18 protein-coding genes are annotated in these 23,599 nt (G+C 33.1%); 8 read left to right on the top strand and 10 right to left on the bottom strand.

All coding sequences use genetic code 11. The features are described from left to right. Window positions 1–30 precede the first annotated feature (30 nt). From L2Z92_RS04760 to L2Z92_RS04770, 3 genes are all read left to right on the top strand, one after another. On the top strand, window positions 31–3,549 hold the full coding sequence (locus L2Z92_RS04760; protein WP_236457699.1) for a T9SS type B sorting domain-containing protein: 3,519 nt from the start codon (window positions 31–33) through the stop codon (window positions 3,547–3,549). A 292-nt stretch (window positions 3,550–3,841) separates the two neighbouring features. After that, window positions 3,842–7,342, top strand: coding sequence for a T9SS type B sorting domain-containing protein (locus tag L2Z92_RS04765; protein ID WP_236457700.1), 3,501 nt, complete (start codon window positions 3,842–3,844; stop codon window positions 7,340–7,342). A gap of 2 nt (window positions 7,343–7,344) precedes the next feature. Beyond that, a complete protein-coding gene (locus L2Z92_RS04770; protein ID WP_236457701.1) occupies window positions 7,345–8,100 on the top strand; it encodes an enoyl-CoA hydratase/isomerase family protein in 756 nt (251 codons plus the stop codon). Window positions 8,101–8,115: 15 nt separating this feature from the next. Here the strand turns inward: L2Z92_RS04770 and L2Z92_RS04775 are convergent, their stop codons facing one another. Then, entirely contained in the window at window positions 8,116–8,718 is a 603-nt protein-coding gene (locus L2Z92_RS04775) for a 2OG-Fe(II) oxygenase (RefSeq protein ID WP_236457702.1), read from the bottom strand. 88 nt (window positions 8,719–8,806) lie between these two features. On the opposite strand from L2Z92_RS04775, the gene L2Z92_RS04780 reads away from it, so the two are divergent. Then, window positions 8,807–9,259: a 6-pyruvoyl trahydropterin synthase family protein gene (locus tag L2Z92_RS04780; RefSeq protein WP_236457703.1), complete on the top strand. Its 453-nt coding sequence runs from the start codon at window positions 8,807–8,809 to the stop codon at window positions 9,257–9,259. A 54-nt stretch (window positions 9,260–9,313) separates the two neighbouring features. On the opposite strand, the gene L2Z92_RS04785 is transcribed toward L2Z92_RS04780, so the two are convergent. The 5 genes from L2Z92_RS04785 to L2Z92_RS04805 form a co-directional block, all read right to left on the bottom strand. After that, complete coding sequence (locus tag L2Z92_RS04785; RefSeq protein ID WP_236457704.1) at window positions 9,314–9,976, bottom strand: outer membrane beta-barrel protein; 663 nt, start codon at window positions 9,974–9,976, stop codon at window positions 9,314–9,316. An 86-nt stretch (window positions 9,977–10,062) separates the two neighbouring features. Further along, window positions 10,063–12,198, bottom strand: a complete 2,136-nt coding sequence (locus L2Z92_RS04790; RefSeq protein WP_236457705.1) for a prolyl oligopeptidase family serine peptidase — start codon at window positions 12,196–12,198, stop codon at window positions 10,063–10,065. Between the two features lie 99 nt (window positions 12,199–12,297). Beyond that, a complete protein-coding gene (locus L2Z92_RS04795) occupies window positions 12,298–12,870 on the bottom strand; it encodes a type 1 periplasmic binding fold superfamily protein (protein WP_236457706.1) in 573 nt (190 codons plus the stop codon). A gap of 24 nt (window positions 12,871–12,894) precedes the next feature. After that, window positions 12,895–15,273: a TonB-dependent receptor gene (locus tag L2Z92_RS04800; RefSeq protein ID WP_236457707.1), complete on the bottom strand. Its 2,379-nt coding sequence runs from the start codon at window positions 15,271–15,273 to the stop codon at window positions 12,895–12,897. Window positions 15,274–15,533: 260 nt separating this feature from the next. Further along, on the bottom strand, window positions 15,534–15,869 hold the full coding sequence (locus L2Z92_RS04805) for a hypothetical protein (RefSeq protein WP_236457708.1): 336 nt from the start codon (window positions 15,867–15,869) through the stop codon (window positions 15,534–15,536). Window positions 15,870–15,976: 107 nt separating this feature from the next. Between L2Z92_RS04805 and L2Z92_RS04810 the strand changes: the two genes are divergently transcribed. Beyond that, window positions 15,977–16,612 carry a hypothetical protein gene (locus tag L2Z92_RS04810; RefSeq protein ID WP_236457709.1) on the top strand — a complete coding sequence of 212 codons (636 nt, stop codon included), beginning with the start codon at window positions 15,977–15,979 and terminating at the stop codon, window positions 16,610–16,612. A gap of 62 nt (window positions 16,613–16,674) precedes the next feature. Here the strand turns inward: L2Z92_RS04810 and L2Z92_RS04815 are convergent, their stop codons facing one another. The 4 genes from L2Z92_RS04815 to L2Z92_RS04830 all read right to left on the bottom strand — a co-directional run bounded on the left by L2Z92_RS04815 (window position 16,675) and on the right by L2Z92_RS04830 (window position 21,354). Beyond that, on the bottom strand, window positions 16,675–17,664 hold the full coding sequence (locus L2Z92_RS04815; protein ID WP_236457710.1) for an aspartate-semialdehyde dehydrogenase: 990 nt from the start codon (window positions 17,662–17,664) through the stop codon (window positions 16,675–16,677). A gap of 155 nt (window positions 17,665–17,819) precedes the next feature. Next, a complete protein-coding gene (gene mscL / locus L2Z92_RS04820; protein WP_236457711.1) occupies window positions 17,820–18,221 on the bottom strand; it encodes a large conductance mechanosensitive channel protein MscL in 402 nt (133 codons plus the stop codon). Between the two features lie 97 nt (window positions 18,222–18,318). Beyond that, window positions 18,319–20,757 carry a bifunctional UDP-N-acetylmuramoyl-tripeptide:D-alanyl-D-alanine ligase/alanine racemase gene (locus L2Z92_RS04825; RefSeq protein ID WP_236457712.1) on the bottom strand — a complete coding sequence of 813 codons (2,439 nt, stop codon included), beginning with the start codon at window positions 20,755–20,757 and terminating at the stop codon, window positions 18,319–18,321. A gap of 3 nt (window positions 20,758–20,760) precedes the next feature. Then, window positions 20,761–21,354 carry a thymidine kinase gene (locus tag L2Z92_RS04830; protein WP_236457713.1) on the bottom strand — a complete coding sequence of 198 codons (594 nt, stop codon included), beginning with the start codon at window positions 21,352–21,354 and terminating at the stop codon, window positions 20,761–20,763. Between the two features lie 185 nt (window positions 21,355–21,539). On the opposite strand from L2Z92_RS04830, the gene L2Z92_RS04835 reads away from it, so the two are divergent. The 3 genes from L2Z92_RS04835 to rsmI are packed head-to-tail and all read left to right on the top strand — an operon-like array spanning window position 21,540 to window position 23,446. Continuing rightward, the gene (locus L2Z92_RS04835; RefSeq protein WP_236457714.1) at window positions 21,540–22,397 is read left to right on the top strand and encodes a hypothetical protein; all 858 of its coding nucleotides are present in this window, start codon (window positions 21,540–21,542) and stop codon (window positions 22,395–22,397) included. A 4-nt stretch (window positions 22,398–22,401) separates the two neighbouring features. Next, a complete protein-coding gene (locus L2Z92_RS04840) occupies window positions 22,402–22,761 on the top strand; it encodes a DoxX family protein (RefSeq protein ID WP_236457715.1) in 360 nt (119 codons plus the stop codon). 7 nt (window positions 22,762–22,768) lie between these two features. Beyond that, complete coding sequence (gene rsmI / locus L2Z92_RS04845; protein ID WP_236457716.1) at window positions 22,769–23,446, top strand: 16S rRNA (cytidine(1402)-2'-O)-methyltransferase; 678 nt, start codon at window positions 22,769–22,771, stop codon at window positions 23,444–23,446. Window positions 23,447–23,599: the final 153 nt, after the last annotated feature.

Consider the following 23,599-nt stretch of genomic DNA (forward strand, 5'->3'; position numbering starts at 1 on the left):
TTACTGGTTTTAATTTTTGACCCAATAAAAATGAAGAAATTAGCTGTTCTATTAACCCTTCTATTTTCAAGTTTATTTTCTTTTGCGCAACTAAGCAATAAACATTGGCTACCACCCTTACATGCTAGGACCAACGGACTCGTTAGTGATCATTATATCTACTTATCCACTCCCAATCCAACTCCATTCCCTGTAACTGTTACAACTGGAAATGGAACACCAATTAATGGATCTCCTTTTATAATTTCTCAAGCAAACCCGATGAGAGTATTGATTGGAAACGCACAACCTTCACCTATGTTTATTGACATTTCTGACGTAAACTCTATTGAATCTGACAAAGGGCTAATCCTTGAGGGCTTAAAAGATTTTTATGTAAGCTTTAGAGTTCGTTCTGGAAATCATGCAGAAATTTTGGTCTCTAAAGGAAAAACAGGAAAAGGAACAAATTTCCGATTAGGAAGTCTTCCACAACAATACGATACTTCTATTAGAAATTTTGTTTCAAGTTTCATGGCTACTGAAGATAATACTAATGTAAACCTATCTGACTATGATTCAGGTGTAACTTTTTTATCTGGCACAGGAAATATAACTTTAAGTAGCCAAACTTTTACTTTAAATAAAGGACAAAGTGTTGTTGTTTCTGGAGACACAGATACTCTTGCAAACCTTACTGGTTTTGTTGGAGCTCTTTTAACATCAGATAAGCCTATTGTTGTAAATACTGGAAATGCAACAGCAGGAATTGCACCAGCTGACCCAGCTGACCCATTTTTTTCTGGTCAAGACTTTAACTTAGATCAAATTGTACCTTTTGATCAAATTGGAAATCAATATATTGTTGTAAAAGGTAACGGTAGTAACAGATCCGAATTACCATTAATCATAGCAACTCAAGACAACACAGAGGTATTTGTCAATGGAAACACTTTACCAATTGTAACATTAAATGCTGGCGATTATTTTCTAATACCTACAAATAATTACCAAGGCACTTCAAACAATAGTAATATGTACATTGAAAGTAACAACCCTATATACGTCTATCAAGTGTTAGCAGGAAGTGAAAGCGATGCAACAACAGGCTTAAACTTCATCCCACCTTTGAGTTGTTATTGGCAAAGAAAAGTAGACATGATTCCTGATTATAACATAATAGGTAATACCCTCTATGCACAAAGTAAAATCATAATTGTAACAGAATCGGGTTCACAAGTACTCGTAAATAACAATCCAATTATAGGTGCATCACAGGCCGTACAAGGAAACTCAGGCTGGATAACCTATAGAATCAACGGTCCGTCGCAAAATATTGTTGTAGAATCAACAGGAGCATTAGCTGTAGGTGTTTTTGGAACTGATGGAAATGCTGCTGGTTTTGGAGGCTATTTTTCTGGTTTTGGAGGAGAACCTGAAGACACCAATATTACAATATGCTCAAACAGTGTCATTGATCTACTTGATGCAATTGAAGGAAATCCAATTACTGGAGGATTCTGGACACCAAGTTTAAATAGTGGAACAAACATTTTTGATGCGACCTTAGATAGTCAAGGGGAATATTTATATAGCTATGACATTACCTGTGATGGAATTACAATTCCCGAAACAGTAACTATAAATGTTTCATTTGAACAACTCCCTTTTGCAGGAACAGACACCACAAAATCATTTTGTGCATCCGAAAGTCCATTTAATTTATTTACACTTCTTGGAACAACTGACAATTCTGGAAACTGGACATTAAATGGAGTACCTAGAACAAATGGTTTCATAGACCCTAGCATAGACTCAGCAGGAGATTACATATACACAATACCTGCAACTTCAGCTTGTGAAGCTGTTTCTGCAACAGTTAGCGTAGATATATACACCTCACTACAATTAGCAAATACTATTACCGACATTGAAACGTGTGATGATGCTATAGATGGAGATACAAGCGGTGAATCTTTATTTACCCTAACAGACAGAGACAATCAAATAACAGATAATGCAGCTGGATTAACAGTAAAATATTACGAAAATCAAACAGACGCAGAAAATAACGCTACTAACAACATCACTTCAATTAGAGCTACCACAGGAAAAACAATCTATTTCAGATTAGAAAATCCAGATGGATGTTTTGTTGTAGATTCCTTTAGTCTAATCGTAAATCCATTACCCATAATCGACAACATTGTAACACTAAGTCAATGTGATACAGATAACGACGCTATAACCGATTTTAATTTAACGCAAGCAAATAGTATTATTTCATCTGATGCAAATCTTATTTTTAGCTACCATTTAACACAATTAGGTGCGCAAAATAACACAAACGTCATTACAAATACTACTAATTTCACAGCTCCAAACGGAACAGTAGTTTGGTCTAGGATAGAAACAACAAAAGGCTGTTTAAGAACTGCAAAAGTTAACCTTGCTGTATCAACAACAACACTTCCAAATACAACAAATTTTGATTTATATGGATGCGACAATTATATTAGCGATACTAATCCTGAAAATGACGGTTTTCATTTGTTTAATTTTAACGACGCTACACCTTCATTAAATGCAATTGAATATTTTAAAAATCTATTTCCTATTAGTCAAAGACCCAATTTAGTAGTTACTTTTTACGAAAACGAAGCAGATGCATTAGCTGAAGAAAACAGAATTACAAACATTAGCAACTATAGAAACATCATTCAAGATACTCAATTAGTTTGGGTAAGAATAGACAGCAATCTAAATAATGCTTGTTTTGGACTAGGTGAATACCTAACATTACACGTTGTTCCAGTTCCAGAAATCAATCTTGGTGTAGATTTCACACTTTGTGTAGACCCAATTACTGGACTTGGCTCTCAAGTTGTTGACGCAACAGCCACGGGAGGATCTGGCAATTATACTTATACTTGGACTCCAACAAACCCTTCTACAGATAGTTCTGGAAACGAAAACCCTTTATTCACAATCACTCAAGCTGGAAGTTATTCAGTAATCGTAAGAGATAACACAACAAACTGTGAAAATTCCGATACTATAAACGTATTCTTTTCTTCTGAACCCGCACAATTTGAAGCAGACATAGTCAACCCTACTTTCTCTTCAGGTCTATCTACAATTCAAGCTATAGCATCCGGAGGTTTCGGAACCTACGAATACAGTTTAGATCAAATTGAATGGCAAATTAGTCCAATTTTTACAAGTATTACAAATGGTAGTTATACCGTATATGTTAGAGATATTCAAGGTTGTGGAATGCTATCTTCTCGTTCACTATACGCTATTACCTACCCTAATTTCTTTACGCCAAACGGAGATGGCTACAATGAAACATGGAACATTTCTAATTTACCAATATCTTTTGAACCTAAAATTTATATTTTTGATAGATACGGAAAGTTAATTAAACAAATTGACCCATACGGACAAGGTTGGAACGGTCGCTTCAATGGTCAAGAATTACCATCAACCGATTATTGGTTCATATTAGAATACAAAGAAAACGGAAAACCTAAAGAATTTAAATCTCATTTCAGTTTAAAACGTTAATAATGGAAGGAAAAATAACAACTACTATTAATAATAAAATAGCAACAATTGCATTCTATCACCCTGCAGGAAATTTATGTGGCCCGAAAAAATAGCGTCTGGCAATTATTTTTACAAAAAAACATTACTCAATATTTAGACTTAAACATTAACTATCAAGGAAAAAAATCAGAAACAAGTAAAGCAATTCATAATAGAAATACACAGTTAAGAGCTTATTTTTAACATTTTAACAAAATTAATCCACTAAACTTACTAACTTTACTGGTTTTAATTTTTGACCCAATAAAAAATGAAGAAATTAGCTGTTCTATTAACCCTTCTGTTTTCAAGTTTACTTTCTTTTGCGCAACTAAGCGACAAACATTGGCTACCACCTTTACATGCAAGAGTAGGTGGAGTTGTGAATGACCATTACATATACTTGTCTACACCTTTTTTTGATCCTTTTGAGGTAACGATTACAACTGGAGACGGAACACCAATTAGCGGCTCTCCTTTTTCAATATCTTTAATAAACCCTATAAAAGTTTTAATTGGCAACAGTCAACCTTCTTCAATGTTTGTAGACATTAACAGTGTAAACACAATAGAATCTGACAAAGGATTAATTCTATCTGGCCCAAAAGACTTTTATGTCAGTCTTAGAGTTCGTTCTCCAAATCATGCTGAAACATTAGTTTCAAAAGGAAAAACAGCAAAAGGGACTGATTTTAGACTAGGAAGCATGCCTCAGGAATTTGATGGCGAAGCTAGGAATTTCGTATCTAGTTTCATGGCAACAGAAGACAACACTACCGTTACAGTTTCTGATTATGATCCTGGTGTAGAGTTTGCATCTGGAAGTGGAAATATAACTCTCAACTCTCAAAATTTTACATTAAACAAAGGGCAAAGTGTTGTATTGTCTGGTTATAATGAGGTGCCGGCTAATTTATCTGGTTTTGTAGGAGCATTACTCAACTCAGACAAACCTATCGTAGTAAATACAGGAAACGCACTAAGTGGTTTTGGAACTGCTTTTGAAGGACAGGATTTTAATTTAGATCAAATCGTCCCTTTTAATCAAGTTGGAAACCAATACATATTAGTTAAAGGAAATGGTAGTGACACCTCTGAAAGACCACTAGTAATTGCCACACAAGACAACACAACTATATTTATAAATGGAAATACAATACCAGTTGCGACACTAAATGCAGGAGAACACTTTCTAATCCCTTCAAGTAATTACATTGGCACTTTTCAACATAAAAACATGTACATAGAAAGCAACAACCCTATTTATGTGTATCAATTCTTAGCCGGAAATAGTAGTGATGCTACGACAGGACTAAATTTTATTCCTCCATTAAGCTGTTATTGGCAAAAAACAGTGAAATTAATCCCCGAATACAAACGAATTGGAAACACTTCTTACGACGATTCGCAGATTATAATTGTGACAGCCGCTGATGCAACAGTATCTATCAATAATGCTACTATCACAAGCGCTTCGCTGATACCTTTAGGTAATTCAAACTGGAAGACATATAGAGTTTCTAATCCTCTTACAAATATTTTTGTAGAGTCTACAGGGCCCGTTGCCGTTGGAGTGTTTGGTTCTGATGGAGAAAATGCAGGGTTCGGAGGATACTATTCTGGTTTTGGTAGCGAACCAGAAGACACAGATATTACAATATGTTCCAATAGTACAATCGATTTATTTGAGGCGATAGAAGGAAATCCAGAAGCCGGAGGTTTTTGGACACCGTCATTAAATAGTGATACAAATATTTTTGATGCTACTCTAGACAATGAAGGAACATATATTTATAATTATGACATTGTATGTGACGGATTAACTGTAAACGAAACCATATCAATCAATGTAACTTTTGAACAACTCCCTTTTGCAGGAAACGACACCGCAAAATCATTTTGTGCATCCGAAAGTCCATTTAATTTATTTACACTTCTTGGCACAACGAATGCTTTTGGAAACTGGACATTAAATGGAGTACCTAGAACAAATGGTTTCATAGACCCTAGCATAGACTCAGCAGGAGATTACATATACACAATACCTGCAACTTCAGCTTGTGAAGCTGTTTCTGCAACAGTTAGCGTAGATATATACACCTCACTACAATTAGCAAATACTATTACCGACATTGAAACGTGTGATGATGCTATAGATGGAGATACAAGCGGTGAATCTTTATTTACCCTAACAGACAGAGACAATCAAATAACAGATAATGCAGCTGGATTAACAGTAAAATATTACGAAAATCAAACAGACGCAGAAAATAACGCTACTAACAACATCACTTCAATTAGAGCTACCACAGGAAAAACAATCTATTTCAGATTAGAAAATCCAGATGGCTGTTTTGTTGTAGACTCCTTTAATCTAATCGTAAATCCATTACCTTTAATCAATAACATTGTAACACTAAGTCAGTGCGACACAGACAACGACGCTATAACCGATTTTAATTTAACGCAAGCGAATAGTATTATTTCATCTGATGCAAATCTTATTTTTAGTTACCATTTAACACAATTAGGAGCCCAAAACAACACAAACACCATTACAAATACTACTAATTTTACAGCTCCAAATGGAACAGTAGTTTGGTCTAGGGTAGAAACAACAAAAGGCTGTTTAAAAACCGCTAGAGTGAACCTTGCTGTATCAACAACAACACTTCCAAATACAACAAATTTCGATTTGTATGGATGCGACAATTATATTAGCGATACTAATCCTGAAAATGACGGTTTTCATTTGTTTAATTTTAACGACGCTACACCTTCATTAAATGCAATTGAATATTTTAAAAATCTATTTCCTATTAGTCAAAGACCCAATTTAGTAGTTACTTTTTACGAAAACGAAGCAGATGCATTAGCTGAAGAAAACAGAATTACAAACATCAACAACTATAGAAACCTCATTCAAGATACTCAATTAGTTTGGGTAAGAATAGACAGCAATCTAAATAATGCTTGTTTTGGACTAGGTGAATACCTAACATTACACGTTGTTCCAGTTCCAGAAATCAATCTTGGTGTAGATTTCACACTTTGTGTAGACCCAATTACTGGACTTGGCTCTCAAGTTGTTGACGCAACAGCCACGGGAGGATCTGGCAATTATACTTATACTTGGACTCCAACAAACCCTTCTACAGATAGTTCTGGAAACGAAAACCCTTTATTCACAATCACTCAAGCTGGAAGTTATTCAGTAATCGTAAGAGATAACACAACAAACTGTGAAAATTCCGATACTATAAACGTATTCTTTTCTTCTGAACCCGCACAATTTGAAGCAGACATAGTCAACCCTACTTTCTCTTCAGGTCTATCTACAATTCAAGCTATAGCATCCGGAGGTTTCGGAACCTACGAATACAGTTTAGATCAAATTGAATGGCAAATTAGTCCAATTTTTACAAGTATTACAAATGGTAGTTATACCGTATATGTTAGAGATATTCAAGGTTGTGGAATGCTATCTTCTCGTTCACTATACGCTATTACCTACCCTAATTTCTTTACGCCAAACGGAGATGGCTACAATGAAACATGGAACATTTCTAATTTACCAATATCTTTTGAACCTAAAATTTATATTTTTGATAGATACGGAAAGTTAATTAAACAAATTGACCCATACGGACAAGGTTGGAACGGTCGCTTCAATGGTCAAGAATTACCATCAACCGATTATTGGTTCATATTAGAATACAAAGAAAACGGAACACCTAAAGAATTTAAATCTCATTTCAGTTTAAAACGTTAATAATGGAAGGAAAAATAACAACTACTATTAATAATAAAATAGCAACAATTGCATTCTATCACCCTGCAGGAAATTCATTCCCAAGTAGTCAATTAAATAAACTAACAAAAGAATTAAATGCATTAGCAAACAACAATACTGTTTCTCTAATTATACTAAAAAGTGAAGGAACTGGTGCTTTTTGTGCTGGTGCTTCTTTCGATGAGTTATTAGCCGTTTCAAACCTAGATGAAGGAAGCTTATTTTTCTCTGGTTTTGCGAATGTAATTAATGCAATGAGAAAATGCCCAAAGCTTATTATTGGACGAGCTCACGGTAAAGCTGTTGGTGGTGGTGTTGGATTACTTGCTGCATGCGATTATGTTTATGCTCTTAATACTGCAGACATTAAGTTATCAGAACTAGCTATAGGCATTGGCCCATTTGTAATTGAACCTGCTGTTACAAGAAAAATTGGCAGAAATGCAATGGCAGAAATGACTCTTGAGCCTAGCGCATGGAAAAAAGCAAATTGGGCATTAGAAAAAGGACTTTACTCAAAAGTATTTGACGCAGTTGAAGATTTAGATAAAGCTTTAAACGAACACAGTCTTGCTTTATCAAGTTATAATCCCGAAGGCTTATTAGAAATGAAAAAAGTGATATGGGAAGGCACTTCGGATTGGGATGCATTATTAATTGAAAGAGCAGCCATTTCAGGCAAGCTTGTATTATCCGATTTTACAAAAAAAGCTTTATTGCAATTTAAAAAACAATAAAGCTTAGGCTTTTTTCTATAATTTTCTTGTTTTCAACCAACCTGTGATACTTACTCTTTTTTGTTCCACAGGTTTTACCTCGTGTTCTAAAATTTGGCTCTCAAAAACAACAACTCTTCCTTTTAAAGGATAAATAGTAATTTCTTCTTCTGGCTTATAAATAACCAATTCCCCTCCAAATTCCGGACTCCAATCTTCATGATTTAAATAACATACAATCGACAACCTTCTACTATCGTCATTTTGAAAGGTATCCAAATGTCTTTTATAAAAAGTCCCTTTTGGGTATAAAGCATAATGAAACTCTCTTTTACGAATACCTAAGAAACAAGTCCTATTGATGTAATCAGTAAAGTCAGTAATTCTATCAAAAAAAACTTTCTCTGCTTGAGTTGCTTCTTTTTCATCAATCCAAGAGATAAAGTCTCCTCGAATTGTTTTTACAATCTGTTCATTAAATACATTACCAATTGCGGCTTTTTTAAACTCATCTTCTTCGTATTTTAACAGCAAAATATTTCTAAGATTTTCAACCTCAACCTCATCAAAAAAAGTATCAATTACACTATATTGTTTCTCCAATAAGTCTTGAACAATCTTTTCGAACACATCCTCCATTATTATTATTTTTTACGGTAGCAAATATAACCTGAATTAAGAGTAATAGTTCCTTAAAATAATTATTACCTTTGTTTTTTTATATATTATGAGTAAAATAAGAATTACAAAACAATTTTCCTTTGAAACAGGCCATGCTTTATATGGTTATGATGGAAAATGTAAAAATGTTCATGGTCATAGTTACAAGCTTTCTGTAACAGTTATTGGAACACCAATAACAGACAAAAGCAATGTTAAATATGGAATGGTCATTGATTTTGGCGATTTAAAAAAAATAGTTAAAGAAGAAATTGTAGATCAATTTGATCATGCTACTGTTTTTAACAAGAACACCCCGCATATAGAACTTGCAAAAGAACTAAGCGATAGAGATCACCACGTTATTTTGGTTGATTACCAGCCAACAAGTGAAAATATGGTTATTGATTTTGCCGAAAAAATTAGAAGTAGACTTCCTGAAAACATAAACTTATTTTCATTGCGCTTACAAGAAACAGAAACTTCCTTTGCAGAATGGTTTGCTTCTGACAATGAATAACAAAAAAGCTCGATTCCAATTAGAATCGAGCTTTTTATTTTTATTAGAATTTTATTAGAATTGGTATCCTATTCTAATACCACCAAAAACATTGGTTGCAAATTCTGAACCTTTACTTCCTGGATTAATTGTATCAGTCAAGTTATTACCGTTCTTTATAGATCTTTCACCATCTTTTAACTTAGAAGACACAAAGCTTATTCCAGCTTCAACACCTAAATATAACTTTTCAGCTATATAATAATCTGCTCCAGAAAAAACAGCAAAACCAAAATTAGAACGTTTTTGTTCAAATTTATCATAATCGCCATTTTCTTCAACCTCATCATCAACAGTTTTCCCAGTACCAATAATCAAATCAGCACCTCCATAAGTAGATAATCTACTTGTTCCTGCAAAGTGTTTTTCAATACCTAACTTAAGATTAATATCTGAATCTTTATCTGTAAAGGTAGTCTGGTTAGGGGATACACCAACGTAATCCTCTGTTTTTTCATTATTAATCCCTAATCCTAATCTTAATCCTAGATCTTCTTTTAAGAAATATCTAAATTTCAAAGCCCCACCGTTTAAGTTAAAATTGGCATTATTCAAGCCTCCTATTAAACCTACTTCTGTTGTTACAGTTCCCGTAGTTGGTTTATATGACACTGACTCTTGCGCATTTGCTGCACTAAATACTGTTAGTGCAAAAGCACATAAAACGATTTTTTTCATGTAAATTCTAAATTTTATATTTGTTTTGTTATACAAACGTAATTTACAAAATATTAGTATAGTTTTATGTGCTTTTTTATAAGAAATTATTTCTTTAATTCTCTAATACCCATATTATACAAAGTAAAAACCTGCATATCAGCATATTCCTCAATTATTGCATTTACTGACTTTCCTGCTCCATGACCTGCATTTACATCTATACGAATTAAAACAGGATTATCTCCAGTTTGTTTTGCTTGCAGTTCTGCTGCAAATTTAAAACTATGAGCAGGAACCACTCTATCATCATGATCTCCAGTTGTTACTAAAGTTGCTGGATACTTTGTTCCTACTTTAACATTATGAACAGGAGAATACCCTTTTAAATAATTAAACATTCCTGCGTTTTGTTCTGCAGTTCCATAATCATAAGCCCATCCTGCACCTGCTGTAAAGGTATGATAGCGTAACATGTCTAAAACTCCAACCCCTGGCAAAGCCACTTTCATTAAATCTGGTCGTTGTGTCATTGTAGCACCAACCAATAAACCACCATTTGAACGTCCTGAAATAGCTAAATAGTCTGATGTTGTATATTTTTCTTTTATTAAATATTCTGCAGCAGCAATAAAATCGTCAAACACATTTTGCTTTTGCATTTGAATTCCTGCATTGTGCCATTTTTTACCATACTCTCCACCACCTCTTAAATTAGCAACAGCATAAATACCACCGTTTTCTAACCAAACTGCATTTGCAATACTAAAGCTAGGTGTTAAACTAATATTAAAACCACCATAACCATAAAGCATTGTTGGATTTTTACCATTCAATTCGATTCCTTTTTTATGCGTAATAATCATAGGAATCTTTGTTCCATCTTTAGATGTGTAAAAAACTTGTTTCGACTCATAATCTTCCGATTTAAAATCTACATTTGGTTTTTTATATACTTCCGACTTTCCTGTTTTTGGATCATACGAATATATCGTTCCTGGTGTAGTATAATTTGTAAATGAATAATACAATGTTGTCGCTTCTTTTTTACCTCCAAAACCTCCTGCGGTTCCTACTCCAGGCAATGTTACATCGCGCACTAATTTACCATCATAATCATATTGTTTAATACTAGATACAGCATCTTTCATATATTCTGCAAAGAAGAAACCACTTCCTCCAGAAATAGATAAAACATTTTCTGTTTCAGGAATAAAGTCTACCCAATTTGCTTGTTTTGGTTTTGCCAAATCAAATGTTACTACACGTTGATTAGGAGCATTATAGTTGGTTGATAAAAAGAATTTTGTGCCAATATTATCAATTACATAACTATCACTATCAAAATTATCAACAATATTAATAATCGGACCATTCTTTGCTAAATCCTTATAGTACAATTCATTTCCTGAAGTAGAATTAGATCCAGAGATGATTAAGTATTTTTCATCTTCCGTTAAGTAACCACCAACGTATCTTCTTTTTTCGTTTTGACCAAAAATTACCTTATCCTCTTTTTGAGATGTTCCTAACTTATGGTAATACAATTTATGTTGATCTGTTTTTGCAGAAAGTTCACTTCCTTTTGGCTTATCGTAACTAGAGTAATAAAAACCTTCGTTTTTATACCAAGAAACACCACTAAATTTAATATCGACAATAGTATCTCCTATTACTTCTTTTGTTTCTGCTTTTAAAACCACAACTTTTCTCCAGTCGCTTCCTCCCTCAGAAACAGAATAGGCTACTAAAGAACCGTCTTTAGAAAAATTAACACCTCCTAAAGATGTAGTTCCGTCTTTAGAAAAAGTATTTGGATCTAAGAAAATCTCTTCTTTACCCGATTCTTCTTTTCTATACAATACCGATTGATTTTGCAATCCGTCATTTTTATAGAAATAAGTAAATTTCCCTTCTTTAAATGGGGCAGAAATTTTTTCATAATTCCATAATTTCTCCATTCTTTCTTTCAGCTCTTTTCTGAATGGTATTTTTTTCAAATAACCAAAAGTCACTTCGTTTTGAGCCTTTACCCAAGCTTCCGTTTCTGCACTTTTATCGTCTTCTAACCAACGATAAGGATCTTTCACTTCTTCTCCAAAATAAGCATCAACAGAATCTACTTTTTTAGTTTCAGGATAGTTTACAGTCATATCTACCATTGCTACATTCTCTTTGGTTTCTTCTTTCTTACAAGCAACAAAAGCTGTAGTTGCAAGAAGTAAGGTTACGTATTTATTCATTTCTTTACTTTTTAGTTGTTCAACAAAAATAAGTATTTAAAGTGTTAACTTATGTTAAAAAAGAAACCTCTGAAAATTCAGAGGTCTCTTTTATTTGTTTTAATCAATTGTAACTGGCAGTATCACTTCTGCATCTGTAGCTCCACCTGCATTAGTAATATCTCCACTAGAAACACCACTTGCAGACTTGTTTGGTAAATGCCTCAAAGTAACAGTTAAGTTTCCTGTCGTAGCTACACTTCCTGCCACCAAAGTAAACTTCAATCCAATTGGTTTCCCATTTGCATCTACATCTAATCCATCATAAGTAACCATACCTAAAGACGTTGGTAGTTGATAAAAAACTTGATGAGAAGCCCCTTCTTCTTCCACTTCAACCGTAATATCTTCCGCTGGATTTTGTAGTTCATTTAAAAACTCCACACGCCCAACATAACTAGATCCTGCAACTAAATTACCACCTGTCGTTGTAAAAACAGGAGCATTCGGTCCATCTCCATCTAAATCTTTTGAAGTTAATGTAATATTTTGCGAAGTACTCATTAGTGTTACTTTCACCGTTGTAATAACTTCCTCTTCATTTACTGGAGCAGGTGTGTCATCACTAGAACAAGCTGTTAATGATAAAAATGCAATAATAGAAAGAACTGAAAATTTTAAATTATTTTTCATAATCTGATTTGTTTTAATGTTTTTTTAAAAATTTAATTTAACTTGAATTTGAAAATTCCTACCCATTTCATCAACGAAAAAACGTTGTTTATTTAGGTAGTCTCTATAAGTTGTGTTTGCTATATTTTGTATTGAAAATGCAGTTGTAATACTATTCTTTTTGCCCACTTGAAAAGTCATTTCATTATAAAAATGAAGCAAATGATAAGCTTCTGGAGAAGAACTAATAGGAACCAAAACAGGTATTAATTCATTATTGACCACTATGTTTGTGGTAAAATCATTATCAGGATACTGTGTCTGACGAAAAACCAATTCACTTTTTAATTCGGCTGTCCAATGATACCATTCTTCCTTTTTATATTGTATTTTATTCCCAATAGTAAAAGCTGGTATATCAATCAAATCTGTATCATTCGTTAAGTCAATACCTCTAACATAAGCAAAATTTGCCTCGTGACTCAATCGATTGGAAACATTCCATTTATAATTCACATCAAGTCCCATTAGCAAAGCATTAGTCTGATCAAACTCCCAAACAGGAAAAGCTCCTCTAATTGTGGTTTCAAAACCAATTGGTTTCAAAAACATAAAATTTGAAACACGATTTAAAAAAGGATTTACTTCTAAAAAAACCGATTTCCAGCTTTTCTTAAAAGTAGTATTCACTTTAAATGCTTGTTCTCTTTGCAAACGCAAGTCACCCAATTCAATTTGCCCTGTAGAATGATGCAAACCATCGCTAAACAACTCTGAAGGATTCGGGTTTCGCGAAGCAAGACCTATACTTAAAAACCATTCCATTTCATGATGAAATTCTTTTCTAAAACCAAGGCTTCCTGTAAAATTATGATACATAAATTTAGGTTTTGTTAGCCATTGATTCCCTTCTTCACCAATAATAAAATGAGAAAAATTGGTGGAATAACCGCGCTCATCCCATCTCGATTTTAAATAATATTTTGTCGCTTCAATCTGAGTAAAATCATAACGTAGTCCAGACTCTAATAGTAATGAATTATCGATTTCATAATTAACAACTCCATAACCACCTAGATCTATCTTCTGATAACTCGGAATTAAAGGACGAATTCCAGTATTCGGATTCGCATAATTATCCTGAAAACCAAAATTACTTCCTAATTTTATTTTCCAAGCCTCAAAAGAATTGCTATAATCCAATTGCAAAGTATGTGTTGCCAATTGCAAATCTAAAGCAGCTTTATCATTAGCACTGTTTCTACGAACATCAAATTCTAATCGATTATTAAACTGAAACGCATATTGTAAATCAAGAGAAGCAGTATCACTAATCCATCTCTGATAATTCAGTTTAAACAAATGGTGTTGCACTTCTTGTTTTGGTGCTTCTAATGCATAAGTAAAAGGTTCAATTGTACTTGGCCTTCTATTTGTAATTGACTGATACAAATCGTTAACATTACCAATATGAGATGCCTTTACAATACCAATTTGAGCATTATAAAAACTATACATTGCATTGAAATTGTATTTTTCTTGAGCAAACCGAATACCTCCCGAAAAATCTTGCTCTCGGTTGCCCGAATTAGACAAAATATAATCTGGAGTTTCGCGATCTCCTAAGTACTTAAAAGTCCCCAAAACATTCCAGCTCCAACCATATACATTTCCTTTTTGCAAACTGGTAGTCATACTTCCTCCTCTTCCGTTTGAAGACAGATTCAGAATAGTTTTCCCTATCAAAGTATCTTTCTTAATCACTTGTGGGTCTATAATTACAACACCTCCAATAGCATCACCTCCATATTGTAAAGCTGACGCTCCTTTAATTACAGTAATTCTACCTGCTGCATTAACATCAAAATTTGGCGCATGTTCTGTTCCCCACTGCTGATCTTCCAAACGCACATTATTATTAACAATAGGCACCCTACTGCTATGTAAACCATTAATTACAGGTTTAACAACATTGCTTCCCGATTTTAAAATTGAAACACCTGAAACTTCTTTAAGCACATCGCCTAAAGATTGATTACTGTATTTCTCTATAGTTGCTTCATTCAAAACCTGTTCATTACTACTACTGTTTTTAGTCGCAATATTCTGCTGGACAGCAATTTCGTTTAAAGCAACTACCTCTGGAAACAATTGACGGTTGATTGTTAGACTTGAAGAAAGCACAATTGTCTCTTCAATAGTTTGATAACCAATATAGGAAATGTATAATTTCTGATTTCCTTTTGGAACATCATTTAAAACATAACTTCCATCTGCAATAGTTGCACTTGTTCTATTAGCTATGTGCACGTGAACATCTCTTATTGGTAAGCCGTTTTCATCTGTAATTACTCCATTAATTGTTAATTGAGCAAAACCGAAACAGCCTACAAACAAGAAAAAAAAGATATAATTGAATCGCATTTTCTTAGTTTAAATATAAACACAACCTAGTATTTAAATACTACTATAGAAACACATTGAGATATAGCTTTTTAAGAACTAAACCTAATATATTACCATTTATAGTAATGTATTAATCATAAAATTTCAGTATCATTTCTCAACCCGAAAGAGAAAAACAAAATAGTTTTTTAAACTATACTATAGCACAAGACAAACATTGAATGTTTGAATTAAAAATAGCACATCATTAAAATTATGGTTAATAACTTCTTAGTATTTTAAACTAATGCAGGAGGACCTCTTAAATAGAATGAGTTTCTATTTAATATAGTAATGTTTTCATTATTACTATACTGATAAGGTATTTCTAAAATTGGTGGATATAACGAATATGTAGTAACTTCGGGAGAAAGAAAACTTGCAAATTTAAAATCACAAACAGGACAATCTTCCTTTTCTGAAATTGTTTTACTAAACAAAGCGTTAGACTCTTTAGAAGTCGAACTAGTTTCGTTATGGGTGTGGTGAGAAAAAAAATGCAATGATTGATAACTAACGGCAAACAATACCGAAAGCATCAAAACAAAATTTACTATTGCAATTTTCTTCTTCATTAGCGACAAATATACTAAGTTTTATTGAAGACTTTGATTTATAAAAAATTTTTTATGTAATAATAATGAGATATTTTTGCTAAACAACAATAAATATTAAAATTATTATGAAAAAATTATCTATCCTAGTATTAGGTCTACTTATGTTCTCTTGTAATAGCGACGACTCAAATGACACACAAGAAGACAGTTCAAGTGCGGTTGCCTTTTTTAAAGCAAACCTTACCAATTTAAGTGTAAACTACATCCAAGACAACAGTAATTCTCCGTCCCATGTTAACCAACAATCTATTGGGTACAGCGCTACCGGTTCTAACAAGTCTTTTTATTATAGTTCTAACATGCAGCCTTTAGGTCTTAATGATTACCCTTCATTAGACATTACGCTTCATCATATGTATGAATCTACCGATGAAAACACAGAAACGACTAACTTTAATACTATTTTTAGCAACAAACCAACCAACTTCATTACATCAACCCAAGACTTTAACTGGACAAAAGGTGTTAGTGTTACCTATACAGACAATAATGATGATACTTATTCCACTTTAAGCGGTAGCCAAACTGGAAGCACTATCACTTATACTTCAACTGTTGCAGGAACAAATAGCCTTACAGGATTACAAACACAAACTGTAACAGGAACTGTCGCTTGTAAGTTATATAAAGATAACGACCCGTCAGTTATAATTAACTTAACGGCTGGTTCATTTAAATTAGTTTTTCAAGAATACAATTAAAATTTAAAAAAAAGCGCTCTTGTTTTAAGACAAGAGCGCTTTTTTTATGCTTTTTTTTCGAATTACACTAAACTATTTGCTACTAAATATTCTGCAATTTGAACAGTGTTTGTCGCTGCTCCCTTTCTTAAATTATCAGCTACAATCCACATATTTATTGTATTAGGCTGACTTTCATCTCTACGAATTCTACCTACAAAAACATCATCTTTCCCTTCTGCATAGAAAGGCATTGGAAAAGTAAACGTATCAATATTATCTTGAACCGTAACTCCCGAAGTATTGTGTAGTATTTGACGTATTTCAGTTACATCGAAATCATTTTCAAACTGAATATTCACAGATTCACTATGACCGCCAACAACAGGGATTCTAATTGCAGTAGCAGTAACAGCAATTGTTCTATCGTCTAGAATTTTTTGTGTTTCACGCACCAATTTCATCTCTTCTTTTGTGTATCCATTCTCTTCAAAAACATCACACTGAGGAATAGCATTTTTATGAATTTGATATTTGTATGCCATTTCTCCTTTTTCTCCTGCATACTCATTTTCAAGTTGCTGCACTGCTTTTACACCAGTACCTGTAATTGATTGATAGGTAGAAACAACAACTCTTTTAATTTTATATTTCGAATGAAGAGGAGCCAATGCCATTACCATTTGAATTGTAGAACAATTCGGATTGGCAATAATTTTATCTTCTTTCGTTAAAGAAGTTGCATTTATTTCTGGCACTACTAACTTTTTTGTAGTATCCATTCTCCATGCAGAAGAATTATCAATAACTGTAGTTCCAACTTCAGCAAATTTTGGAGCCCAAATTAAAGAAGTTTCTCCGCCAGCAGAAAACAAAGCAATTTCTGGTTTCATATCTACAGCGGTTTGCAAACCAACTACCTTATATGTTTTCCCATTCCATTCCACTTCTTTTCCAACCGATTTTTCCGAAGCAACAAGAATTAATTCTGTTACTGGGAAATTTCTCTCTTTTAATACTTTAAGCATTATTTCGCCTACCATTCCGGTAGCTCCAACTACGGCAACTTTCATTTTATAAAAATTTAATACTACAAAAGTATAGAATAATATTTTGTTCCTCGATTGGAAATTATAAATTTCACAAAATTTAAACAAAACATACTTTTTTATAAAAAAAGACCCCGAATAAATCGGGGTTTAATTAGAATATGTAATATAGCGGTTGACTATTTTTTTAATAAATCTCTAATTTCTGCTAATAAATCTTCTTGAGAAGGACCAGTTGGAGCTGGTGTAGCTGCTATTTCTTTCTTCTTCATAGCATTCACTCCCTTAACAATCATAAACATTACAAAAGCAACAATAACAAAATCAATTACATTTGTTAAAAATTCACCCCATAATACAGCTACTTCTCCTTCAATAACTCCTTCTGCATTCGCAACTCCTTCATGAACCACATATTTTAACTCTTTAAAGTCGGAATTAAAAATTAAACCAATTAACGGAGAAACAATACCTCCTGTAAAAGAGGATACTACTTTATTAAAAGCAGCTCCCATTACAAAACCTACAGCAATATCTACTAGGTTTCCTTTCATTGCAAAATCCTTAAATTCCTTTAACATAATTAGTTGTTTTTAGTTTGTTATTTTTTAATTATTAAGCACTAAGTTAATTCAAAAAAAATAAAATGAAGAAAAATTTATTTAAAACAAAACAAAACTATCGATAAAACACACGTTTTACCCGTTGAGACACACTTGTTAGAATTTCATACGGAATCGTTTCCAGCTGCTTTGCCATATCAATTACTGATGGATTCTTACCAAAAACAATAACTTCGTCACTAGGATTACAATCAATATTGGTAATATCGACCATCATCATATCCATACAAACATTACCTAGTATATTGGCTTTTTGGTTATGAATCATAACATATCCTTTTTCATTCCCCCATGCTCTACGAATACCGTCTGCATAGCCAATTGGTATAGTCGCTACTTTTATAGGCTTTTCTACCCTATGTTTTCTACCATAACCAATACTCTCTCCTTCATTAACGATTCGAATTTGCGAAATAACACTTTTTAATGTGCTCACATTTTGAAGGTTTTTATTTTCAATTTCAGAATTCCCTACACCATACAAACCAATACCCAAACGCACCATTTCGAATTGCATTTCGCTATAATTAAAAATACCCGAAGTATTTAAAATATGCCGAATGGGCTGAATATCTAATGCTGTAATAATCTTTTCAGAATAGGTTCTAAAACGTTCAAACTGAAGTTCGGTAAAAGTTGCAAAAGCAACATCATCAGAAGCTGAAAGGTGAGAGAAAACACTCTTAATTTGAACAAAATTATTATTTTTCAATAGCGAAATTAACTCGTCTAACGCTTCCGATTCAAAACCTAAACGATGCATTCCTGTATCTAACTTTAAGTGAATAGGATAGGATGCAATATTTTTTTTCTGTGCTAATTTTAAAAAAGCTTGCAAACCCGTAATCGAATAAATTTCAGGCTCTAAATCGTAGGCTATCATTGCGTTAAAACTACCATTTTCAGGATTTAAAACCATGATTGGTAATTTTATTCCTGCTTTTCTAAGTTCAATTCCTTCATCGGCAAAAGCAACTCCTAAATAGTCCACCTTATTGTGTTCTAAGAGTTTTGCTATTTCATAGCCTCCATTTCCATAACCAAAAGCCTTAACCATAACCATTATTTTAGTTCCTGGCTTAATCTTCGATTTATAAAAATTTAAATTATTAGATATTGCATCTAAATTAATTTCCAAAACGGTCTCGTGTTTTTTCTCTTCCAATAAAACTACAATTTCATCAAAATTAAAACTTCGAGCACCTTTAATTAATATGGTTTCATTTTGAAATGATTCGGTATTAAATCGGTTCAAAAATTCTGCTGTTGAAGCAAAGGAAATTAGATTTGAAACATCTTTTAAATATTTAGATATGGTTTCACCAATAACTATAATTCTATCTATCTTATTATTCTGAATAGCCAAGGCTACTTTTTGATATAATTTTTCTATTGGCAATCCTCCTTGAAAAATATCAGACAATATAATGGTTTTCTTTTGGTAAAATTTTTGTTGTTCTAAAAAATCCAAAGCCATTTTCAGCGATTGGTAATCGGACGAATAAGTATCATCGATTAACATACAATCATTTATCCCTTTTTTAGCCTGCAAACGTATTTCTACTTCATACAAGTTTTGAATTCTATCGGCAATCGTATTCTCATCGATAGCTAAATACAATAAGGTACAAATACAACTCATTGCGTTTTCAACCGCGATAGTATCTTGAAAAGGAATCGTTATCGAAAAAGAATTTGAATTATAATGAATGAGCAATGATGTACTGTTGTTTTTTTGCGCAAGCACTTCTACAAAAACGGCTCCACTATTATCGTCAAAACTCCATGTAAAAGTTGGCTGATGAATGTATTTTTCAATCACTTCATTTTTCTGAAGCACAACAACTTCACAATTTTTAAAGAGTTGCATCTTTTCGACTATTTTTTCTTCTAGTGTATCAAAACCATCATCGTGTGCCGTTCCAATATGTGTAAAAACACCAATTGTTGGCTGAATTATTGCTTCCAATTTAGACATTTCTCCTTTACTTGAAATTCCAGCTTCAAAAATACCCAAATCATGATTTTCATTGATTCCGAAAACAGACAAAGGCACGCCAACTTGCGAATTATAACTCCTTGGACTTCTAACCACCGAATAGTCGGGACTTAAAAGAAAATTCAACCATTCTTTAACGATTGTCTTCCCATTGCTGCCTGTAATTCCAATAGTCGGAAAACAAAACAATGCTCTATAATACTTTGCCGTTTTTTGGAGCGCAAGTGTTGTGTTTTCTACCACCAAAAAATTAGCCTTCCCTTTTGCAGCATCAGGAATATGGTCTACTACAAAGAAAGAAACCCCATTTTCAATTAATTGAGCTATATAATTATGCGCGTCGTGATTTTGCCCTCTAAGTGCAAAAAACAAAGTACTCGAATTGTTTTGCATAGAACGGCTATCAATAGAAATGTTTTCGACAATAAAATCGTCAAAAACGCCAAAAGATTGAGCACCAATCTCTTTTACAATAGTATTAATTAAAAAATTCATTTATTATTTTGCTTCTTTGCTTTCCTTGATTGCTTTATAATAGGCTGCACGACTTAAAGGCTCATATTCATCAGTTTCGCCAAGCATAACTAATTTATCATTTTCCGATTTTCGAAAACTATAATTTGCCAAATTTCCAGTGCGAGTACAAACAGCATGTACTTTGGTTACATATTCTGCGGTTGCCATTAAATTAGGCATTGGTCCAAAAGGATTTCCTTTAAAATCCATGTCGAGTCCGGCAACAATTACACGAATTCCACTGTTTGCTAAATCATTACAAACAGAAACAATTTCATCGTCGAAAAACTGAGCTTCATCAATACCAATAACATCACAACCTTGTGCTAAAATTCGAATATTTCCAGCAACAGGAACCGGAGTCGATCTAATTTCATTGGCGTCATGAGAAATAACCATTTCATCATGATATCGAGTATCTACCGAAGGTTTAAAAATTTCCACTTTTTGTTTTGCAAATTGTGCTCTTTTCAAACGTCGAATTAGCTCTTCCGTTTTTCCAGAAAACATTGAACCACAGATTACTTCTATCCAGCCAAATTGTTCAGATTGATTTACGGTATTTTCTAGAAACATTTTGTATCTTTCGGTCGATTAATATTATTTTCTACTACTTTTGTAGATTGAACAAACTTACATAATTTTACGATAAGGTCAAACTATTAAAATAAGTAAGTACTCAATTTATTAAAGATAAATAATACTAGTCAACAACATCTATATTAACCAATTTTTACATTCAATTTCTATTTAATAAAGCTATGAAAAAAAAGTTAGAAGCCGAATTAATCAGTATTGCACACCGTGTTTTAAAACTTAAAAACCGTTCGGAGACAAAACAGTTACAAGAAGAAACTCGAAAATTATATGAGCAACTAACCGTTCTGCGTTTTTATGAAGAAAATATTGAAATAGCCAAACAAGAAATCTCGATGGAAGCGCTCGAAGAAAAATTAAACGCTACACCCGTAATTGAAACACCAGCTATTGAAACTGTTTCTAAAACAGAACCTATAATAGAAAATGTAGTCCCTAAAGAAATTACTCCTGTTTTTGAAGAGAAAATTGAAGAAACAGCAATTGAAGAAACAACAACGCTTCAAGAAAAAATAAAAATAGTACAACCAAATATCTTTGAAGGTGTTCATGCCGATGATTACAAAGAAATAGATTTTGTAAAAGTAGAAGATGTTCCGAAAGAAGTAAAAAAAGCATCAGAAATGACCTTCGAAAAAATTGAAGAACCATTGTTTGATGCTATTAAAGAAACACCTAAAGAGATTATAAAAGAAGCAATACAACCCATTGTTGAAGAAAAAGAAAAACCTTTAAAAAAGGAGACAATTTCTGAAGAAGAGCCACGAACAATGTCTTTAAACGACAAGTTAACAAGAGGTATTAGTATTGGTTTAAATGATCGAATAGCATTCGAAAAAAAATTATTTGGAGGAAGTTCAGACGATTTCAACCGAGTGGTTTCGCAACTGAACACTTTCGATACTTTTGAAGAAGTAACAGGCTTCATTAACGACTTCATTAAGCCAGACTATAATAACTGGCAAGGAAGCGAAGAGTATGAGAACCGCTTTTTAGAAATCATAGAAAAAAAGTTCAACTAAGAAGATGACCAAATATTTTAAAATAGCCTATTGGGTATTCACAGTATTATTCTGTGCTATAATGCTCTATTCTGCAAACATGTATTTTAATCATTACGAAATGGTAAAAGGTTTTTTCGAATCTTTAGGATACCCTAGCTATTTAATTTACCCCTTAGCTATTTTAAAAATCATAGGAGTCATTACTATACTATCCAACTTCAACAAAACACTAAGAGAATGGGCTTATGCTGCTTTTTTCTTTGAAGTTGTACTTGCATTTTTTGCTCACTATATGGTAAAAGATGGAGCGCAAGGCACAGCAGTAGTCGCTATAATTTTATTATTGATTTCTTATTTATTAGGAAAAAAAACAGGGAAATAAAGGAAAAATGGGGAAATTATTTTTAGTACCAACACCAATAGGCAATCTAGACGATATGACTTTTAGAGCCATAAAAACACTCCAAGAAGTCGATTTAATTCTAGCCGAAGACACCCGCAATAGTGGAAAACTATTAAAGCATTTCGAAATCACGACTCAAATGCACAGTCACCACATGCACAATGAACACAAAACGGTTGAAAACTTAGTAAAAAGAATGCAAGCAGGAGAAACCATAGCTTTAATTAGCGATGCGGGAACACCTGCTATTTCAGATCCAGGTTTTTTATTAACACGCGCTTGTGTAGAAAATGGTGTCCCTGTAGAATGCTTGCCTGGTGCAACTGCTTTTGTACCTGCTTTAGTCAATAGCGGATTACCCAACGATAAATTTGTTTTTGAAGGTTTCTTGCCCGACAAAAAAGGAAGACAAACACGTTTCTTAGTTTTGGCAGAAGAAACCAGAACCATGATCTTCTACGTTTCTCCACACAAATTAAACAAAACCATCGCAGAATACATTCAGTATTTTGGAGCCGACCGACGCATTTCTGTTTCGCGTGAAATATCTAAACTTCATGAAGAAACAGTTAGAGGTACTGCCGAAGAAGTATTACAACACTTTGAAGCCAAACCCGCAAAAGGAGAAATTGTAATTTGTGTAGCAGGAAAAAGTTTGAAATAATTAGTTCGTTACTACTTGTAAAGATAATTCCCCTTATTAATGGCACAGCAATATAACGATAAACAGAAACAACTTAATCTCTTTACACAAAGTAGATAAGTCTATCATCTTTTATCTATTATCTTTCGTCAGGTTAATAGCAACTATTTTATT

The sequence above is a fragment of the Flavobacterium jumunjinense genome (assembly GCF_021650975.2).
Classification (GTDB): domain Bacteria; phylum Bacteroidota; class Bacteroidia; order Flavobacteriales; family Flavobacteriaceae; genus Flavobacterium; species Flavobacterium jumunjinense.

Excerpts from the sequence above, each read along its gene's own strand:
- L2Z92_RS04760 (WP_236457699.1), top strand. The coding sequence starts at position 31 with ATGAAGAAATTAGCTGTTCTATTAACCCTTCTATTTTCAAGTTTATTT.
- L2Z92_RS04765 (WP_236457700.1), top strand. The coding sequence starts at position 3,842 with ATGAAGAAATTAGCTGTTCTATTAACCCTTCTGTTTTCAAGTTTACTT.
- L2Z92_RS04770 (WP_236457701.1), top strand. The coding sequence starts at position 7,345 with ATGGAAGGAAAAATAACAACTACTATTAATAATAAAATAGCAACAATT.
- L2Z92_RS04775 (WP_236457702.1), bottom strand. The coding sequence starts at position 8,718 with ATGGAGGATGTGTTCGAAAAGATTGTTCAAGACTTATTGGAGAAACAA.
- L2Z92_RS04780 (WP_236457703.1), top strand. The coding sequence starts at position 8,807 with ATGAGTAAAATAAGAATTACAAAACAATTTTCCTTTGAAACAGGCCAT.
- L2Z92_RS04785 (WP_236457704.1), bottom strand. The coding sequence starts at position 9,976 with ATGAAAAAAATCGTTTTATGTGCTTTTGCACTAACAGTATTTAGTGCA.
- L2Z92_RS04790 (WP_236457705.1), bottom strand. The coding sequence starts at position 12,198 with ATGAATAAATACGTAACCTTACTTCTTGCAACTACAGCTTTTGTTGCT.
- L2Z92_RS04795 (WP_236457706.1), bottom strand. The coding sequence starts at position 12,870 with ATGAAAAATAATTTAAAATTTTCAGTTCTTTCTATTATTGCATTTTTA.
- L2Z92_RS04800 (WP_236457707.1), bottom strand. The coding sequence starts at position 15,273 with ATGCGATTCAATTATATCTTTTTTTTCTTGTTTGTAGGCTGTTTCGGT.
- L2Z92_RS04805 (WP_236457708.1), bottom strand. The coding sequence starts at position 15,869 with ATGAAGAAGAAAATTGCAATAGTAAATTTTGTTTTGATGCTTTCGGTA.
- L2Z92_RS04810 (WP_236457709.1), top strand. The coding sequence starts at position 15,977 with ATGAAAAAATTATCTATCCTAGTATTAGGTCTACTTATGTTCTCTTGT.
- L2Z92_RS04815 (WP_236457710.1), bottom strand. The coding sequence starts at position 17,664 with ATGAAAGTTGCCGTAGTTGGAGCTACCGGAATGGTAGGCGAAATAATG.
- mscL (WP_236457711.1), bottom strand. The coding sequence starts at position 18,221 with ATGTTAAAGGAATTTAAGGATTTTGCAATGAAAGGAAACCTAGTAGAT.
- L2Z92_RS04825 (WP_236457712.1), bottom strand. The coding sequence starts at position 20,757 with ATGAATTTTTTAATTAATACTATTGTAAAAGAGATTGGTGCTCAATCT.
- L2Z92_RS04830 (WP_236457713.1), bottom strand. The coding sequence starts at position 21,354 with ATGTTTCTAGAAAATACCGTAAATCAATCTGAACAATTTGGCTGGATA.
- L2Z92_RS04835 (WP_236457714.1), top strand. The coding sequence starts at position 21,540 with ATGAAAAAAAAGTTAGAAGCCGAATTAATCAGTATTGCACACCGTGTT.
- L2Z92_RS04840 (WP_236457715.1), top strand. The coding sequence starts at position 22,402 with ATGACCAAATATTTTAAAATAGCCTATTGGGTATTCACAGTATTATTC.
- rsmI (WP_236457716.1), top strand. The coding sequence starts at position 22,769 with ATGGGGAAATTATTTTTAGTACCAACACCAATAGGCAATCTAGACGAT.